The 17162-nt window shown below is 71.6% G+C and carries 14 protein-coding genes and 2 tRNA genes; 13 read left to right on the top strand and 3 right to left on the bottom strand.

Annotation, left to right across the window (positions count from 1 at the left end; all coding sequences use genetic code 11):
- Position 1 precedes the first annotated feature (1 nt).
- From yidD to rpmH, 3 genes are read right to left on the bottom strand one after another with little or no spacing between them, the layout of a single operon-like run.
- Positions 2 to 364, bottom strand: a complete 363-nt coding sequence (gene yidD / locus ACWGB8_RS26935; protein ID WP_452216188.1) for a membrane protein insertion efficiency factor YidD — start codon at positions 362 to 364, stop codon at positions 2 to 4.
- Positions 361 to 789: a ribonuclease P protein component gene (gene rnpA / locus ACWGB8_RS26930; RefSeq protein ID WP_452216187.1), complete on the bottom strand. Its 429-nt coding sequence runs from the start codon at positions 787 to 789 to the stop codon at positions 361 to 363. The genes yidD and rnpA overlap by 4 nt, the downstream gene beginning before the upstream one ends.
- A gap of 18 nt (positions 790 to 807) precedes the next feature.
- Entirely contained in the window at positions 808 to 945 is a 138-nt protein-coding gene (rpmH, locus tag ACWGB8_RS26925; RefSeq protein ID WP_030059672.1) for a 50S ribosomal protein L34, read from the bottom strand.
- A gap of 446 nt (positions 946 to 1391) precedes the next feature.
- Between rpmH and dnaA the strand changes: the two genes are divergently transcribed.
- From dnaA to ACWGB8_RS26860, 13 genes are all read left to right on the top strand, one after another.
- Complete coding sequence (gene dnaA / locus ACWGB8_RS26920; protein WP_452216186.1) at positions 1392 to 3266, top strand: chromosomal replication initiator protein DnaA; 1875 nt, start codon at positions 1392 to 1394, stop codon at positions 3264 to 3266.
- A 959-nt stretch (positions 3267 to 4225) separates the two neighbouring features.
- The gene (dnaN, locus tag ACWGB8_RS26915; RefSeq protein WP_452216185.1) at positions 4226 to 5356 is read left to right on the top strand and encodes a DNA polymerase III subunit beta; all 1131 of its coding nucleotides are present in this window, start codon (positions 4226 to 4228) and stop codon (positions 5354 to 5356) included.
- A gap of 170 nt (positions 5357 to 5526) precedes the next feature.
- Complete coding sequence (gnd, locus tag ACWGB8_RS26910; protein WP_452216184.1) at positions 5527 to 6402, top strand: phosphogluconate dehydrogenase (NAD(+)-dependent, decarboxylating); 876 nt, start codon at positions 5527 to 5529, stop codon at positions 6400 to 6402.
- A 54-nt stretch (positions 6403 to 6456) separates the two neighbouring features.
- Positions 6457 to 7590 (top strand): DNA replication/repair protein RecF, encoded by a 1134-nt coding sequence (recF, locus tag ACWGB8_RS26905; RefSeq protein WP_452216183.1) that lies wholly within the window; start codon positions 6457 to 6459, stop codon positions 7588 to 7590.
- Positions 7591 to 7928: 338 nt separating this feature from the next.
- Positions 7929 to 8408 (top strand): DUF721 domain-containing protein, encoded by a 480-nt coding sequence (locus ACWGB8_RS26900; RefSeq protein ID WP_452216199.1) that lies wholly within the window; start codon positions 7929 to 7931, stop codon positions 8406 to 8408.
- 257 nt (positions 8409 to 8665) lie between these two features.
- Positions 8666 to 10687: a DNA topoisomerase (ATP-hydrolyzing) subunit B gene (gene gyrB / locus ACWGB8_RS26895; protein ID WP_452216182.1), complete on the top strand. Its 2022-nt coding sequence runs from the start codon at positions 8666 to 8668 to the stop codon at positions 10685 to 10687.
- A gap of 55 nt (positions 10688 to 10742) precedes the next feature.
- Positions 10743 to 13346 carry a DNA gyrase subunit A gene (gene gyrA, locus ACWGB8_RS26890; protein ID WP_452216181.1) on the top strand — a complete coding sequence of 868 codons (2604 nt, stop codon included), beginning with the start codon at positions 10743 to 10745 and terminating at the stop codon, positions 13344 to 13346.
- A gap of 183 nt (positions 13347 to 13529) precedes the next feature.
- Complete coding sequence (locus tag ACWGB8_RS26885) at positions 13530 to 14297, top strand: DUF3566 domain-containing protein (RefSeq protein ID WP_452216180.1); 768 nt, start codon at positions 13530 to 13532, stop codon at positions 14295 to 14297.
- Positions 14298 to 14572: 275 nt separating this feature from the next.
- Positions 14573 to 15973: a class I SAM-dependent methyltransferase gene (locus ACWGB8_RS26880; protein WP_452216179.1), complete on the top strand. Its 1401-nt coding sequence runs from the start codon at positions 14573 to 14575 to the stop codon at positions 15971 to 15973.
- A 16-nt stretch (positions 15974 to 15989) separates the two neighbouring features.
- A tRNA-Ile gene (locus tag ACWGB8_RS26875) sits at positions 15990 to 16063 on the top strand.
- Between the two features lie 133 nt (positions 16064 to 16196).
- Positions 16197 to 16508, top strand: a complete 312-nt coding sequence (locus tag ACWGB8_RS26870; protein WP_452216178.1) for a DUF6191 domain-containing protein — start codon at positions 16197 to 16199, stop codon at positions 16506 to 16508.
- A gap of 238 nt (positions 16509 to 16746) precedes the next feature.
- Positions 16747 to 16875: a DLW-39 family protein gene (locus ACWGB8_RS26865; protein ID WP_014137031.1), complete on the top strand. Its 129-nt coding sequence runs from the start codon at positions 16747 to 16749 to the stop codon at positions 16873 to 16875.
- Between the two features lie 178 nt (positions 16876 to 17053).
- A tRNA-Ala gene (locus ACWGB8_RS26860) sits at positions 17054 to 17126 on the top strand.
- Positions 17127 to 17162: the final 36 nt, after the last annotated feature.

Below are 17162 nucleotides of genomic sequence, written 5' to 3'. Positions count from 1 at the left end.
GTCAGGCTCCTTGGACAGTGGGATCGGCCGCACGGCCAATGGTCGCCGGGCCCTCGGGGTCCGGACCGGCGGGGGGTGCGGTCTCCACCCGATCGGCCGCCGACCTGCGGTTGAGCAGATCGCGCAGCCGGCGGTGCCACACCGGACGCTTGCGGGGCGGGACGTGGTCCACACCGCCGGGCGTCCACGGATTGCAGCGCAGAATGCGCCAGACGGTCAGGCCGCCGCCCTTCACCGCCCCGTGCACCTTGACGGCCTCGTAGCCGTAGTGCGAGCAGGAGGGGTAATAGCGGCAGACCGGACCGAGCAGTGGGCTGATGGTCCACTGGTAGACCCTGATCAGACCCATCAGCAGGTACTTCATCGCCCTGCTCCCGTCGGCGCCGTCGCGGCGGGCTCCACCCTGAGCAGCCGCTTGAGCGCCGCGTCCAGGTCGTGTTCGAGGTCCTGGTACGAGGCGGTCGCGGCCTGGGGCAGCGCACGCACCACTATCAGGCTACCGGCGGGCAGCCTGGACAGACGATCACGCACGAGATGGCGCAACCGGCGTTTCACCAGGTTGCGCACGACCGCCGGGCCGACAGCCTTGCTCACGACGAAACCCGCACGCGCCGAAGGAGTCCCCTCGGCGACGTGCGGGCGGGAGTCGCTGGTCCGGTCGGTCGGCCCCTTCGGGTCACCGTCTCTGCTGAGATGGACGACCAGTAGGGGCCGACCGGCCCGGCGACCGCGTTTCACCGCGGTCGCGAAGTCCTGGCGCCGCCGCAGCCGATTCTCGGAGGGCAGCACAACAGACTCTGGCGCGGATCAGGCGGACAGGCTGGCGCGGCCCTTGCCACGGCGGGCAGCCAGGATGGCGCGGCCGGCGCGGGTACGCATCCGCAGCCGGAAGCCGTGGGTCTTGGCGCGACGACGGTTGTTCGGCTGGAAGGTGCGCTTGCTCACTCGGGGGCTCCTGAGACAAATCGTAGGATGACGGGAAGTCGCTTGGCCGTCACCGTGCGTCCGCGTGATCTCCCCGATTCGGAAATCCGGCCCATCACCCCAGTTCGGCTGGGGTTGAGGCAATCCACGGCGCCCGTGCTGCGCGCCTTATGGAGCGGGCGGACCCGCGGACATGCGGCAGCGGCCATCGACAACTCGACCTGGTTACGGTACGCGGGACGGGGCGCGAGGGTCAAACCAGCCGTTCACCGAGTCCGCTGCCCACAGCCTGTGGACAACGACTTGAATCGGCTCTGTTCGCTGACTACCGTTGCAGGACTTGTCTGGTTTGTTCTTCGAAACCCCGGCCGACCGAAGCACCGGCCCCGAGGGCCCCGGCAGATCCACAGTCTCCCGATCCACCACCCCCCTGCTGGAGCCGCGGGGAACCGAGAAAGCGTGCACCAGTGGCTGATGTCAACAGCGACCTCGTCCCGGTCTGGGCGAGGGTCGTCGAGCGGCTGGTCAACGACCCGGACATCGGGGAGATGGACAAGCAGTGGGTGCAGCGCACCCAGCCGATGTGGATGATGCACGACACCGCCCTGCTGGCGACCCCCAACGAGCGGGCCAAGCAGGTGCTGGAGGGCCGGCTCCTCCCCCAGCTGACCGACGCGCTCAGCCGCGAGCTGAACCGGCCGGTACGGATCGCCGTCATGGTCGACGCCAACGCCGTCCCCACCTCCCCCGCCCCCGCCGAGCCGCCGGCCGCCGAACCGTACCCCGGCGGCGAGCCCTACCCCGGCGAGGGCGGCGAGTACGGGCGCCCGTCGTACGAGCGCCCCTACGAGCAGCCGTACGACCAGGGCTACGAGCAGAAGTACGACGAGCCGGGCTACGAGCGCGACCGCTACGACGACGGCGGCTACGAGCAGCCCCCGGCCTCCCCGTACGGCGGACCGGCCCGCCGGCCCGCATGGGAGGACGGCCCCGGCTACCCCGAGCAGTCCCCGGGCTACCCGGAGCCGGGCGGCTACCGCGAGTCGGAGGCCCCCGCCCAGCGACCGGCCCCCCGGCCCCTGCCCGGCCCGCCGGCCACCACCCAGGGCGACCTGTTCGGCGGCGCGTACGGCCCGGGCCCGAACGAGCACCCGCGCACCGGCGCCGGCCGCCGCTCGGCCGGGGCCCGGCCCGGGGCCGGCCGCGGCACCGAGAAGCCCGTCGAGCGCGCCACCGACCGTCCGGCGGTGCCCGGGGTGCCGGCGCCGCCCGGCGCTCCCCCGGCCGGCGGCTCCCGCAAGGACGAGCCGGCCGCCCGGCTGAACCCCAAGTACCTCTTCGACACCTTCGTGATCGGCGCGAGCAACCGCTTCGCGCACGCGGCGGCGGTGGCGGTCGCCGAGGCCCCGGCCAAGGCGTACAACCCGCTGTTCATCTACGGCGAGTCCGGGCTGGGCAAGACCCACCTGCTGCACGCCATCGGGCACTACTCGCGCAGCCTGTTCCCGGGCACCCGGGTGCGCTACGTGTCCTCCGAGGAGTTCACCAACGAGTTCATCAACTCGATCCGGGACGGCAAGGCGGACACCTTCCGCAAGCGCTACCGGGACATGGACATCCTGCTCGTGGACGACGTCCAGTTCCTCGCGAGCAAGGAGTCCACGCAGGAGGAGTTCTTCCACACCTTCAACACCCTGCACAACGCCAACAAGCAGATCGTGCTCTCCTCCGACCGGCCGCCCCGGCTGCTGACCACCCTGGAGGACCGGCTGCGCAACCGCTTCGAGTGGGGACTGATCACCGACGTCACCCCGCCGGAGCTGGAGACCCGGATCGCGATCCTGCGCAAGAAGGCGATCCAGGAGCAGCTGAACGCCCCGGCCGACGTGCTGGAGTTCATCGCCTCCCGGATCACCCGGAACATCCGGGAGCTGGAGGGCGCGCTGATCCGGGTCACCGCCTTCGCCAACCTCAACCGGGCGCCGGTCGACCTGGAGCTGGCCGGCATCGTCCTCAAGGACCTCATCCCGGGCGGGGACGAGGACGCCGGCCCGGAGATCACCGCGCAGCTGATCATGCAGCAGACCGCGGCCTACTTCGGCCTCGGCGTGGACGACCTCTGCGGATCCTCGCGCAGCCGGGTGCTGGTGACGGCCCGCCAGATCGCCATGTACCTCTGCCGGGAGCTGACCGACCTGTCGCTGCCGAAGATCGGCGCGCAGTTCGGCGGGCGCGACCACACCACGGTGATGCACGCGGACCGGAAGATCCGCTCGCTGATGGCCGAGCGGCGCTCCATCTACAACCAGGTCACCGAACTCACCAACCGCATCAAGAGCTAGCGCGCGGCGGCCCCGCCGCCCGTAGCAGCCCCGCAGCAGCCCCGGAGGGGCGTCAGGAGCCGTCCTGGCGCCCCTCCGGCGTATCCACAGGTGTGCGCGGGCCGGGCGGCGGGCAGGGATGGCGCAGCGGACGGAACGCCAGTCCACAGCGCGTACCGAACATCTGACCGGTGATTCGAACCCGGTCGGCGCCGGGGGCCGGAATCCACAGGCCGGGCGGGTTCTCCACCGTCCACAGGCCCCCGGACCGGGAGTTATCCAGAATTCCTCCACAGGCCCGTCCGGGCTACGCTCTTCGGCGCAGGTCAGACCCCTGTGGACTTGTGCACAACGGTTATCCACAGGGTGTGGACAATTGGCGGCCCGTCAGTGGGCCGATCGGGTTGTCCACCGGTTGTCCCCAGGGGAGCGGGGGTTATCCCCAGGTTCTCCACAGGCGTGTCCACAGTTCGACAACATTGCCCCGTCGTTCATACCCTGGTGTGAAAGGCGTCACGTGATGTTGACCGGCGCCCGTGGATAACCGGCCCCGGATCTGGGGACGGGCCTGGGGATAACCTGTGGATACTCACCGTGGGCTGTGGGTAACGCTGAGCTGTCCACAGCGGCGCGTGTCCGTCCACAACCGGGGTCCACAGGGCATGTGGACAAAAAACCTGGCCTGACCTGCGCAAACAGGGTTATCCACGGTTTCCACAGGCCCTACTACTACCACTACACCTATAGACCCCTGGACTCGTTCAAAAGCAGGTCGGCCCGAAATCTGTGGACAACACGAACCCGACATCCGTTCGGGTCTGCTTCCGCCCGTCTGCCCCGTCTGTCGGTGGAGTACGTCAGACTGTCCTCGGCGACTGGAAGCGGAGCGGCAGCGCTCGGCGGTCAGGCGCACCGACGATCAAGATCAGACGAACCAGAGACTTGCGAGCGGGAGCGCTCGATCCAGGAGGCGGTTACCGGTGAAGTTCCGGGTGGAGCGTGACGTCCTCGCGGAGGCGGTGGCCTGGGCTGCCCGCAGCCTCCCGGCACGGCCGCCGGTGCCGGTGCTGGCCGGCCTGCTGCTGACCGCGCAGGAGGGCAGCCTGGCGCTCTCCGGCTTCGACTACGAGGTCTCGGCCCGGGTCGAGCTGGAGGCCGACGTCGAGGAGTCCGGCACCGTCCTGGTCTCCGGCCGGCTGCTGAACGACATCTCGCGCAACCTGCCGAACCGGCCGGTGGAGATCTCCACCGACGGCCAGCGGGTCAGCGTGGTCTGCGGCAGCTCCCGGTTCACCCTCCCCACCCTCCCGGTGGACGAGTACCCCGCCCTGCCCGCGATGCCCACCGCGACCGGCACCGTCTCCGGGGACGTCTTCGCCTCCGCTGTGAGCCAGGCCGCCGTGGCCGCCGGCCGGGACGACACCCTGCCGGTGCTCACCGGTGTGCGGGTCGAGATCGAGGGCGACCGGATCACCCTGGCCGCCACCGACCGCTACCGCTTCGCCGTCCGCGAGCTGCTGTGGAAGCCCGAGCAGCCGGACATCTCCGCGGTCGCCCTGGTGCCCGCCAAGACCCTCCAGGACATCGCGAAGTCCCTGGGCAGCGGCGACACCGTCTCCATCGCGCTCTCCTCGGGCGGCGCGGGCGAGGGCCTGATCGGCTTCGAGGGCGCCGGCCGGCGGACGACCACCCGCCTGCTGGAGGGCGAGTTCCCCAAGTTCCGCAGCCTCTTCCCGACCGAGTTCAGCGCGATCGCCGCGATCCAGACGCAGCCCTTCCTGGAGGCGCTGAAGCGCGTCTCGCTGGTCGCCGAGCGCAACACCCCGGTCCGGCTCAACTTCGAGCAGGGCGTGCTGACCCTGGAGGCCGGCTCGGGCGACGACGCCCAGGCCACCGAGCGGATCGACGCGGACCTGGAGGGCGACGACATCTCGATCGCCTTCAACCCGGGCTACCTGGAGGAGGGCCTCAAGGCCATCGACTCCCCCTTCGCCCAGCTGAGCTTCACCACCCCGACCAAGCCGGCCCTGCTCAGCGGCAAGGCCGCGGTGGACGCCGAGGCGGACGAGGCCTACCAGTACCTGATCATGCCGGTCCGCCTCTCGGGCTGATCCCGGTTCCGCGGTCCCGTGCAGTTGCCCACAGGCTGTGCACAACCTGTGGACGGCCTCCCCCGGTCGGGCTCCGACCGCGGGAGGCCGTGCCGCTCCAGCGCGTAGGCTCAGGGCTGTGCGGCAAGGGCGCCGCCGGCAGGCACGTCACCACAGGTAAGGACTTGGTCATGGAGCTCGGCCTCATCGGTCTCGGCAAGATGGGCGGCAACATGCGCGAGCGGATCCGCCGCGCCGGCCACACCGTCATCGGCTACGACCGCAACCCTGACATCTCCGACGTCGAGAGCCTCCAGGAGCTCGTCACCAAGCTCCAGGGCCCCCGGGTGGTCTGGGTGATGGTGCCCGCCGGTGCCGCGACCCAGGCGACCGTCGACGAGCTCGCCGAGCTGCTCTCCCCCGGTGACGTCGTGGTGGACGGCGGCAACTCCCGCTGGACCGACGACATCAAGCACGCCGAGGCGCTGGCCGCGAAGGGCATCGGCTTCGTCGACTGCGGCGTCTCCGGCGGCGTCTGGGGCCTGGAGAACGGCTACGCGCTGATGTACGGCGGCGACGCCGAGCACGTGGCGAAGGTCCGCCCGGTCTTCGACGCCCTCAAGCCGGCCGGCGACTTCGGCTCGGTGCACGCGGGCGCGGTCGGCGCCGGCCACTTCGCCAAGATGGTCCACAACGGCATCGAGTACGCGATGATGCAGGCCTTCGCCGAGGGCTGGGAGCTGCTGGAGGCGGCCCCCGAGGTCACCGACGTGCGCGAGGTCTTCCGCAGCTGGCAGGAGGGCACGGTCATCCGCTCCTGGCTGCTGGACCTCGCCGTCCGCGCGCTGGACGAGGACGAGCACCTGGCCAAGCTGCGCGGCTGGGCCGCCGACTCGGGCGAGGGCCGCTGGACGGTCGAGGCCGCCATCGACCACGCCGTGCCGCTGCCGGCGATCACCGCCTCGCTGTTCGCCCGCTTCGCCTCGCGCCAGGACGACTCGCCGCAGATGAAGATGATCGCCGCGCTGCGCAACCAGTTCGGCGGCCACGCGGTCGAGTCGAAGTAGTCGTCACCGGTCGCCGACCGGCGCATCCACAGAAGGCGGGCGCAGTCCACAGCCATGCATGTCGCGCACCTGTCGCTCGCCGACTTCCGTTCGTACACCCGGGCCGAGGTGCCCCTCGACCCGGGTGTGACGGCCTTCGTCGGGCCCAACGGCCAGGGCAAGACCAACCTGGTCGAGGCGATCGGCTACGTGGCGACCCTGGGCAGCCACCGGGTCGCCACCGACGCCCCGCTGATCCGGCTCGGGGCCGAACGGGCCGTCGTCCGGGCCTCCGTGGTGGCCGGCTCCCGGACCACCCTGGTCGAGCTGGAGATCACCCCGGGCAAGGCCAACCGGGCCCGGATCAACCGCTCCGACAACGTCCGCCCGCGGGACGTCCTGGGCCTGCTGCGGACGGTGCTGTTCGCCCCCGAGGACCTCGCGCTGGTGAAGGGCGACCCCGGTGAGCGGCGCCGCTTCCTGGACGAGCTGCTGACCGCCCGCGCCCCCCGCCTGGCCGGGGTGCGGCAGGACTACGAACGGGTCCTCAAGCAGCGCAACGCCCTGCTCAAGACCGCCGCGGCGGCCCGCAGGTCCGGTGGCGGCAAGGGCGCCGACCTCTCCACCCTGGAGGTCTGGGACGGCCACCTCGCCCGGGCCGGCGCCGAGCTGACGGCGTTCCGGATCCAGCTGGTCGCCGCCCTCCAGCCGCTGGTCTCCGAGGCGTACGGCCGGCTCGCCCCGGGCGGCGGCGAGACCGTCCTGGAGTACCGCAGCTCCTTCGAGGGCGCGCTGCCGACCAGCCGCGAGCAGGCCGAGGAGCAGCTGCTGGAGGCCCTGCAGGCGGTGCGCCCGCAGGAGGTCGCGCGCGGCCTCACCCTGGTCGGCCCGCACCGCGACGAGCTGGTGCTCAGACTCGGCCCGCTGCCCGCCAAGGGCTACGCCAGCCACGGCGAGTCCTGGTCGTACGCGCTGGCGCTGCGGCTGGCCTCGTACGAGCTGCTGCGGGCGGACGGCGGGGAGCCGGTGCTGATCCTGGACGACGTCTTCGCCGAACTGGACGCCGCCCGCCGGGACCGCCTGGCGGAGCTGGTCGCGGGCGGCGAGCAGGTGCTGGTGACCGCCGCGGTGGCCGAGGACGTGCCCAAGGCGCTGGCCGGGGCCCGCTACGCGGTGTCCGACGGCGCGGTGCAGCGCGTCGACGCCTGAGGCCGCACCCGCCCGTACCCGCACGCCCGCCCGTACCCACCCGGACGTCGGCTCGTACCCGTACACCTGTACGTCCTGCGCCCGGCTCCGGGCCCGTCCCGTCCCGCCCGGTGACTCCCGTCCGCGCCGTCGGCCCCGCCCCTCCCGTACCCTGGACCGCTCGGCGTTGTCCACAGCCTGGGGACAACGGATCGGGGCGGCGGTCCGCGGAGCCGCGGCCCCGCGGAGAGGAGACCGCCGTGAGCGAGCCGGCCCAGCAGCCCGCCCTCGAACCGTCGGCGTCCCCGTCGCCCGCCCCGTCCGACCCGCAGCCCGCGCCCGGGCTCAGCGGCGCCGACCTGGCCCGGTCCGCCCTGCGGGCCGCCCGCGCCCAGGCCAGGGAGCGCGGCGAGCAGGTCAGGGAGAAGCGCGAGGCCAAGCGGCAGGGACTGCGCAGCGGGGCGCGCTCGGACGGCCGCGACCCGGTGCCGCTGGGTGCCGCGCTGAACCGGCTGCTGACCGAGCGCGGCTGGGAGTCGCCGGCGGCGGTCGGCGGGGTGATGGGCCGCTGGGGCCAGATCGTCGGCCCGGACATCGCCGCGCACTGCGAGCCCACCTCGTACGACGACGCGAGCGCGGTGCTCACCGTGCAGTGCGACTCCACCGCCTGGGCCACGCAACTGAGGTGGCTCGCACGGCAGTTGGTGGCCCGGCTGAACCAGGAGCTGGGGCACGGCACGGTCCGGTCGATCAAGGTGCTGGGCCCGGCCGCGCCGGTCCGCGGCTACGGGCGGCTGCGCGCCCCGGGGAGCAAGGGGCCGGGTGACACCTTCGGGTGAGCCGGGCGGTCCGCCGGGCCGGCGGATGCGGATCTTCCGGAACCGCTGACGGCCCTTCCTGGCGCTCTGGGCCCCCGGGTCGAGTATCGGGACATGTGCAGAGGGGATTCAGGGCGGCATATCTGCCCTCAGAGGCTGCCAAACGCCCATCTCTGTCAGTCGTACCGGTAGACTGGGAGCCAAACACTGTTGCTAGTGGCAACCGAGTCGAAACGCCGTGGTCGCACGCCCGCCCACACGGGGCGGGAATGCGGCCCGTGCTGTGCCAGAGAGGGCGCTTCGTGGCCGATTCCGGCAACCCCAGCCAGACCCCAGACCAGACCGACCAGTCCGAGAGGTCCTACGACGCCAGCGCGATCCAGGTGCTGGAGGGCCTCGACGCCGTCCGCAAGCGCCCCGGCATGTACATCGGTTCGACCGGTGAGCGCGGCCTGCACCACCTGGTGCAGGAGATCGTGGACAACTCCGTCGACGAGGCCATGGCCGGGCACGCGGACACCATCCAGGTGACCATCCTGACCGACGGCGGCGTGCGCGTGGACGACAACGGCCGCGGCATCCCGGTCGGCATCATGCCCGGCCAGGGCAAGCCCGCCGTCGAGGTCGTGCTGACGGTGCTGCACGCGGGCGGCAAGTTCGGCAACGGCGGCTACGCCGTCTCCGGCGGTCTGCACGGCGTCGGCGTCTCCGTGGTGAACGCGCTGTCCACCCGGCTGGCGGTGGAGATCCACACCGACGGCCACCGCTGGACGCAGGAGTACAAGGCCGGCACCCCGGTCGCCCCGCTGGCGAAGCACGAGGCCACCGAGCGCACCGGCACCAGCGTCATCTTCTGGGCCGACCCGGACATCTTCGAGACCACGGTCTATTCCTTCGAGACGCTCTCCCGGCGCTTCCAGGAGATGGCGTTCCTCAACAAGGGCCTGACCATCTCGCTGACCGACGAGCGCCCCGAGCACGCCGACGAGGAGGGCAAGCCGCTCTCCGTCACGTACAAGTACGACGGCGGCATCGCCGACTTCGTCGCGCACCTCAACTCCCGCAAGGGCGAGCCCGTCCACCCCTCGGTGATCGACTTCGAGGCGGAGGACAAGGACAAGGCGATCTCGGTGGAGATCGCCATGCAGTGGAACTCCTCGTACACCGAGGGGGTCTACTCCTTCGCCAACACCATCCACACGCACGGCGGCGGTACCCACGAGGAGGGCTTCCGCGCCGCGCTCACCGGCCTGGTGAACCGCTACGCGCGCGACAAGAAGCTGCTCCGCGAGAAGGACGACAACCTCTCCGGCGAGGACATCCGCGAGGGTCTGACCGCGATCATCTCGGTCAAGCTCGGCGAGCCGCAGTTCGAGGGCCAGACCAAGGACAAGCTCGGCAACACCGAGGCGAAGACCTTCGTCCAGAAGGTCGTCCACGAGCACCTCAACGACTGGCTGGACCGCAACCCCAACGAGGCCGCGGACATCATCCGCAAGTCCATCCAGGCCGCCACCGCGCGCGTCGCCGCCCGCAAGGCCCGCGACCTCACCCGCCGCAAGGGCCTGCTGGAGTCCGCCTCGCTGCCGGGCAAGCTCAGCGACTGCCAGTCGAAGGACCCGGCCGAGTGCGAGATCTTCATCGTCGAGGGTGACTCCGCCGGCGGCTCCGCCAAGCAGGGCCGCGACCCGCGCATCCAGGCCATCCTGCCGATCCGCGGCAAGATCCTGAACGTCGAGAAGGCCCGGATCGACAAGGTCCTGCAGAACACCGAGGTCCAGGCGCTCATCTCGGCCTTCGGCTGCGGTATCCAGGAGGACTACGACGAGTCCAAGCTCCGCTATCACAAGATCGTCCTGATGGCGGACGCCGACGTCGACGGGCAGCACATCCGCACCCTGCTGCTCACCCTGCTGTTCCGCTTCATGCGGCCGCTGGTCGAGGCCGGCTACGTCTACCTGGCGATGCCGCCGCTGTACAAGATCAAGTGGGGCAAGGACGACTTCGAGTACGTCTACTCCGACCGCGAGCGCGACGCCGTGATCGCGGCGGGCGTGGCCGCCGGGCGCCGGCTGCCGAAGGACGACGCGATCCAGCGGTTCAAGGGCCTCGGCGAGATGAACGCAGAGGAGCTCCGGGTCACCACCATGGACCAGGCCCACCGCCTGCTGCTCCAGGTCACCCTGGAGGACGCCGCCCGCGCCGACGACCTGTTCTCCGTCCTGATGGGCGAGGACGTCGAGGCCCGCCGCTCCTTCATCCAGCGCAACGCCAAGGACGTCCGCTTCCTGGACGTGTGACGCCTCCCCGAGGGCCCCGCACGTACCAGTCCGCGTGAAAGGAAACTGACCACCAGTGGTCGACGACAACCGTCCCGAAGGCGAGCAGCCCGAGACCCCCGAGGAAACCGCCGCGGTGACCTTGCGGGTCGAGCCGATCGAGCTCGAAACCGAGATGCAGCGCTCGTACCTCGACTACGCGATGAGCGTGATCGTGAGCCGCGCGCTGCCCGAGGTCCGCGACGGCCTCAAGCCGGTGCACCGCCGCGTGCTCTACGCGATGTACGACGGCGGGTACCGCCCCGAGAAGGGCTACTACAAGTGCGCCCGCGTCGTCGGCGACGTCATGGGCAACTACCACCCGCACGGCGACACCTCGATCTACGACACCGTGGTCCGCCTGGCCCAGCCGTGGTCGCTGCGGATGCCGCTGGTGGACGGCAACGGCAACTTCGGCTCCCCGGGCAACGACCCGGCCGCGGCCATGCGCTACACCGAGTGCAAGATGATGCCGCTGGCCATGGAGATGATGCGCGACATCGACGAGGAGACCGTCGACTTCGCCGCCAACTACGACGGCCGCTCCCAGGAGCCGACCGTCCTGCCGGCGCGCATCCCCAACCTGCTGATCAACGGTGCCACCGGCATCGCGGTCGGCATGGCCACCAACATCCCGCCGCACAACCTGCGCGAGGTGGCCTCCGGCGCGCTCTGGGCGCTGGAGCACCCGGACGCGTCCAACGAGGAGCTGCTGGAAGCCCTGATCGAGCGGATCAAGGGCCCGGACTTCCCCACCGGCGCGCTGATCGTCGGCCGCCGCGGCATCGAGGAGGCGTACCGCACCGGGCGCGGCTCCATCACGATGCGCGCGGTCGTCGAGGTCGAGGAGATCCAGGGCCGCCAGTGCCTGGTGATCACCGAGCTGCCGTACCAGGTGAACCCGGACAACCTCGCGCTGAAGATCGCCGACCTGGTCAAGGACGGCCGCGTCGCGGGCATCGCGGATGTCCGCGACGAGTCCTCCTCGCGCACCGGCCAGCGCCTGGTGATCGTGCTCAAGCGCGACGCCGTCGCCAAGGTCGTGCTGAACAACCTGTACAAGCACACCGACCTGCAGACCAACTTCGGCGCCAACATGCTGGCCCTGGTCGACGGCGTGCCGCGCACGCTCTCGCTGGACGCCTTCATCCGGCACTGGGTCAACCACCAGATCGACGTCATCGTCCGCCGGACCACCTTCCGGCTGCGCAAGGCGGAGGAGCGCGCGCACATCCTGCGCGCCCTGCTCCGCGCCCTCGACATGATCGACGAGGTCATCGCGCTGATCCGGGCCTCGGCCAGCGCCGACGCGGCCCGCACCGGCCTGATGGAGCTGCTCTCCATCGACGAGCTGCAGGCCAACGCGATCCTGGAGATGCAGCTGCGCCGGCTGGCCGCCCTGGAGCGCCAGCGGATCACCGACGAGCACGACGAGCTGCAGCGCAAGATCGACGAGTACAACGTCATCCTGGGCTCCCCCGCCCGCCAGCGGGAGATCATCTCGGAGGAGCTCACCGCGATCGTCGAGAAGTACGGCGACGAGCGGCGCTCCACCCTCATCCCCTCCGACGGCGACCTCTCCATCGAGGACCTCATCGCCGAGGAGGACATCGTCGTCACCATCACCCGCGGCGGCTACGTCAAGCGGACCCGCTCCGACCTGTACCGCTCGCAGAAGCGCGGCGGCAAGGGCGTGCGCGGTGCCCAGCTCAAGCAGGACGACATCGTCGACCACTTCTTCGTGACGACGACCCACAACTGGATCCTGTTCTTCACCAACAAGGGCCGGGTCTACCGGGCCAAGGGCTACGAGCTGCCGGACGCCGGCCGCGACGCCCGCGGCCAGCACGTGGCCAACCTGCTGGCGTTCCAGCCGGAGGAGCACATCACCCAGGTGATGGCGGTACGCACGTACGAGGACAAGCCGTACCTCGTTCTGGCGACCCGGGCCGGTCTGGTGAAGAAGTCCGCCCTCAAGGACTACGACTCCCCGCGCTCCGGCGGCCTGATCGCGATCAACCTGCGCCAGGACGACGAGGGCCGGGACGACGAGCTGATCGGCGCCGAGCTGGTCTCCGCCGACGACGACCTGCTGCTGGTCTCCAGGAAGGCGCAGTCCATCCGCTTCACCGCGACGGACGAGGCGCTGCGCCCGATGAGCCGCGCCACCTCGGGCGTGAAGGGCATGTCCTTCCGCGAGGACGACGAGCTGCTGTCGATGAACGTGGTCCGGCCGGGCACCTTCGTCTTCACCGCCACCGACGGCGGCTACGCCAAGCGAACCGGGGTGGACGAGTACCGTGTCCAGGGCCGCGGTGGCTACGGCACCAAGGCGGCGAAGATCGTCGAGGGCCGCGGCTCGCTGGTCGGCGCCCTGGTGGTCGACGCGACCGACGAGATCATGGCCATCACCCTCTCGGGTGGGGTGATTCGGACCAGGGTTTCCGAGGTTCGTGAAACCGGACGTGACACCATGGGCGTCCAACTGATCAACCTCGGAAAGCGCGATGCGGTGGTCGGCATGGCCCGCAACGCGGAGGCCGAGGACGAGGAGACGGCGGAGGACGAGGTGGCTGCCACCGAGTCCGCCGAGGTCGGCGAGGGTACGGAGACGGTCGACGGCGCGGGCGCCGGAGCCTGATCCATACCGTCGGGGCCGGTACCGTCGTGCCCGAGGGGTACGGCGGTGCCGGCCGACGGCGGTGTGCGGGCGCTGTGCGCCGGGCAGGCCGTTGCGGGTGGCAGTGCAGGCAGTGCAGTGACGACTGACGAGTGACGACGCAGGGCGGTTCCGACGCCCTGGTGGGAAGTGCGGGAGGACCAGGTGAGTGGAGCCACGGGTGCTGCAGGAGGCGCCGCGGGCGGCCGTCCGGGCGCAGCACAGGGCGGCGCGTACGGCGTGCCGCAGCCGCCGGCCGAGCACCCGGCCGCGTCCACCTCGCTGATGCCCCCGGTCGGCGCAGCCGGCCAGGGCGGCGGGGCGACCTACGGTGGGCAGGGCGGCCAGTCCGCGCCTCCCCCGCCGAGCGCGCCCGCGCCCGGCGCGGGCGGCTTCTCCCAGCCGACGACGTATGCCAAGGGCCAGCCGACGCCGGCCCGCGGCACCCGGGTGGGCAACACCCCGCCCGGCGGCACCCCGGTGCCCGGCGGCGCGGCCCGCCGTCCGGCCGCCGCGTCCGCGCCCGCCGGTGCGGCCGGTGGGGTCGGCGGGGGACTGGGCCGCACCCGCAAGGCGCGGCTGCGGGTGACCAAGGCCGACCCGTGGTCGGTGATGAAGGTCAGCTTCCTGCTGTCGCTGGCGGTCGGGATCATCATCATCGTGGCCTCGGCGGTGCTGTGGATGACGCTGGACTCGCTCGGCGTCTTCGACTCGCTGGGCAAGACCCTCACGGACGTCACCAGCTCGGACACCACCGGCGGCCTGGACATCATGGACTACGTGGGCTTCGGCAAGGTGATGACCTTCACCTCGCTGATCGCGGTGGTCGACGTGGTGCTGCTGACCGCGCTGGCGACGCTGTCGGCCTTCATCTACAACGCGGCGGCCGGTTTCACCGGCGGCGTCGAGCTGACCCTGGCGGAGGAGGACTGACCGTCCCCCCACCGGCCGGCGCCCCGCGCTGAGCCGCCGTCAGATTTCCGTCCGTGGACGGAAATGTTCGGGCCCCGCAGGCTGTTGCAGCCTGCGGGGCCCGCTGGCATTCGGGTGACAGCCACCGCGCCCGGCGCGCCGCCCGGAATCGGGGCGGAGGCGGTGGGCAAAGCTTGGTGCGCTCGTCCGGCGCTCGGCAGGGCCGCGGTCGCGGCCGGTACGGTCGCGCCCGGGTGAACGGCTTGGTCTGGACGACGGCTGGACGGAGGCGCGCGATGGCGGACCGGCTCGCGGAGGAGCTCGTCGAGGCCCTGGAGGGCCTGCTGGGGGCTCCGCTGCCCCTCAGGGTGCGGATCTGGTCGGGCGGCACCGCCGGGCCGCCCGGAGCCCCCACCGTGGTGCTCCGCAGCCGCCGGGCGGTGCGCCGGCTGCTCTGGCAGCCGAACGAGCTCGGGCTGGCCCGCGCGTACGTCTCGGGGGACCTTGAGCTGGCCCACGACACCGACCTGTACGAGGTCCTGGCGGCCGTGGCGCACTTCTCCGAGCGGCCGGACATCCGGCAGCTGCGGCTGGGCCCCGGCGACGTCCTCGGCCCCCGGGGCCGCCGGGTGCTCGGCGCGGTGCTGCGGGCCGGCGGGCTGGGCCTGCCGCCCGCCCCGCCGCCGGAGGAGGCCGGGACGGTCCGGGGCCGGCTGCACAGCCGCGGGAGGGACCGCGCCGCGATCAGCCACCACTACGACGTCGGGAACGACTTCTACGGCCTCGTGCTGGGCCCCTCGATGGTCTACTCGTGCGCGTACTGGACGCCGGCCGCCAGGAGCCTGGAGGCGGCCCAGGAGGCCAAGCTCGACCTGATCTGCCGCAAGCTGGGCCTGCACCCGGGGATGCGCCTGCTGGACGTGGGCTGCGGCTGGGGCTCGCTGGTGCTGCACGCGGCGAAGCACTACGGGGTCACCGCGGTCGGCGTCTCCATCTCCGGGGAGCAGGTCGCGCTGGCCCGGCGGCGGGTCGAGGAGGCCGGTCTCGCCGACCGGGTGGAGATCCGGCTGCAGGACTACCGGGAGGTCCCGGACGGCCCCTTCGACGCGATCTCCAGCGTGGGCATGGCCGAGCACGTCGGCTCCGAGCAGTACCGGTTCTACGCCGAGGGGCTCTACGGGCTGCTGGCCCCCGGCGGGCGGCTGCTCAACCACCAGATCTCCCGCCGCCCCGACCTGCCGGGCGAGCCGTACCGACCCAGCCCGTTCATCGCGCACTACGTCTTCCCCGACGGCGAGCTGTCCCCGGTGGGCGCCACGGTCGCCCGGCTGGAGGAGGCCGGCTTCGAGGTCCGGGACGTCGAGGCGCTGCGCGAGCACTACGGGCTCACCCTGCGCGAGTGGGTCGCCAACCTGGAGGCGCACTGGGCGCAGGCGGTCCGCCTGGTCGGCCGGGGGCGGGCCCGGGTCTGGCGGCTGTACATGGCGGCCTCGGCGCTGGCCTTCGAGGAGAACCGGATCGGGGTGAACCAGGTCCTGGCCGTCCGGGCCCACCCCGACGGCACCGCCTCGCTCCCCGCCACCCGCGCGGAGTGGCTGCTGCGGACGGCCTCCGGGGGGCAGGCCGCGACCGCCCTCGGGGCCCCGGCCGGGAGCCCTTCGGATCCGGATTTGGGAGATCGGCGCTCGGTCCGCTAATCTTTCAGTGCGGCAAGGGCCTATAGCTCAGACGGTTAGAGCGCTTCCCTGATAAGGAAGAGGCCACAGGTTCAAGTCCTGTTAGGCCCACCGACGCGAAGGGCCCGGAGTGATCTTCACTCCGGGCCCTTCGCCATTCCGCCGCAGCTTCCCTCCCGGAGCCGGAACCGTGCGTCCCTCCCGGGGGTTCTCCGGGCAGGACGTGTGGAGAGGAGGTGGCGGTGTGGCGGTCTTCTTCGCGATGAGCATCCCCGGGCTGGTCTGTGCGCTGGTGGCGCTCGCCTTCCTGGACCAGCTGGCGCTGCGGGCCCGGCGGTCGCGGTGGGTGCCCTGGCGGGGTACGGGCCGCGAGGGCCAGATCTCGGCGACCGGGTTCGAACAGCTGCACGCGCAGTTCGCGGCGGGCAAGCAGAACGAGCTGGACCAGCGCCGGACGAGCCTGATGCTGCGGGACGAGGAGGGCGACGGGGCGCCGCCGCGGACCCGGGTGGACCTGGAGTCCGGCCGGGTGGTCGTGGTGCGTCCGCCGGAGTGATCGGCGGGCCGACCGTACGACAGGAAGTACGGCGTCAATCCGCCGACCGGAGCGGACGGTTGGACGCAGCGGTGGCTGGTCACGATTGGGACACCGGTGTGTATCATCGGCCGCAAGGGCGGTCTGGCATCCATCCGGCAGCCCGTTCGCGCTCGAAACAATCATGGACTCGTCGCCCGGCCGGTCCGGCCGGAGCACGGCTGTCGAGTCCACAACGCAAGAAGGACGAGGTCCCGCGGTGAAGAAGCTTCTCCTGGTCGCCCTGGTCGCCCTCGGCGGCTTCTTTGTCTACCGTCAGGTCCAGGCCGACCGCGCCGAGCAGGACCTGTGGACCGAGGCCACCGACCCGGTCCCGGCCGGCCGCTGAGCCGCTGACGGTCTGACGACCGACGATCTTCGGGTGCCCCTGCGGGGCGCCCCACGGGCCGGTCGGCCCAGTCACGGGCTGGGCCGACCGCTGCCCGACACCGGTTGCCGGGGCTCCGCACCGGATCCGCGGCGAGAACCGGTACGCTAGTGCCCGACGGCGCGCGCAGTGCTGTCGCGGGGCTTTAGCTCAGTTGGTAGAGCGCTGCCTTTGCAAGGCAGATGTCAGGAGTTCGAGTCTCCTAAGCTCCACATCCACGGCGATCGGCCGCCGACCCTGATCAGGGT

Source organism: Kitasatospora sp. NPDC054939 (assembly GCF_053610105.1).
Note: the sequence above shows the minus strand (reverse complement) of the source record. Positions and strands in the feature narration are given on the sequence as shown.

Bases quoted from the DNA above. Each gene is read 5' to 3' on its own strand.
- yidD (WP_452216188.1), bottom strand. From the start codon at position 364: ATGAAGTACCTGCTGATGGGTCTGATCAGGGTCTACCAGTGGACCATC.
- gnd (WP_452216184.1), top strand. From the start codon at position 5,527: ATGGAGCTCGGCCTCATCGGTCTCGGCAAGATGGGCGGCAACATGCGC.
- recF (WP_452216183.1), top strand. From the start codon at position 6,457: ATGCATGTCGCGCACCTGTCGCTCGCCGACTTCCGTTCGTACACCCGG.
- ACWGB8_RS26880 (WP_452216179.1), top strand. From the start codon at position 14,573: ATGGCGGACCGGCTCGCGGAGGAGCTCGTCGAGGCCCTGGAGGGCCTG.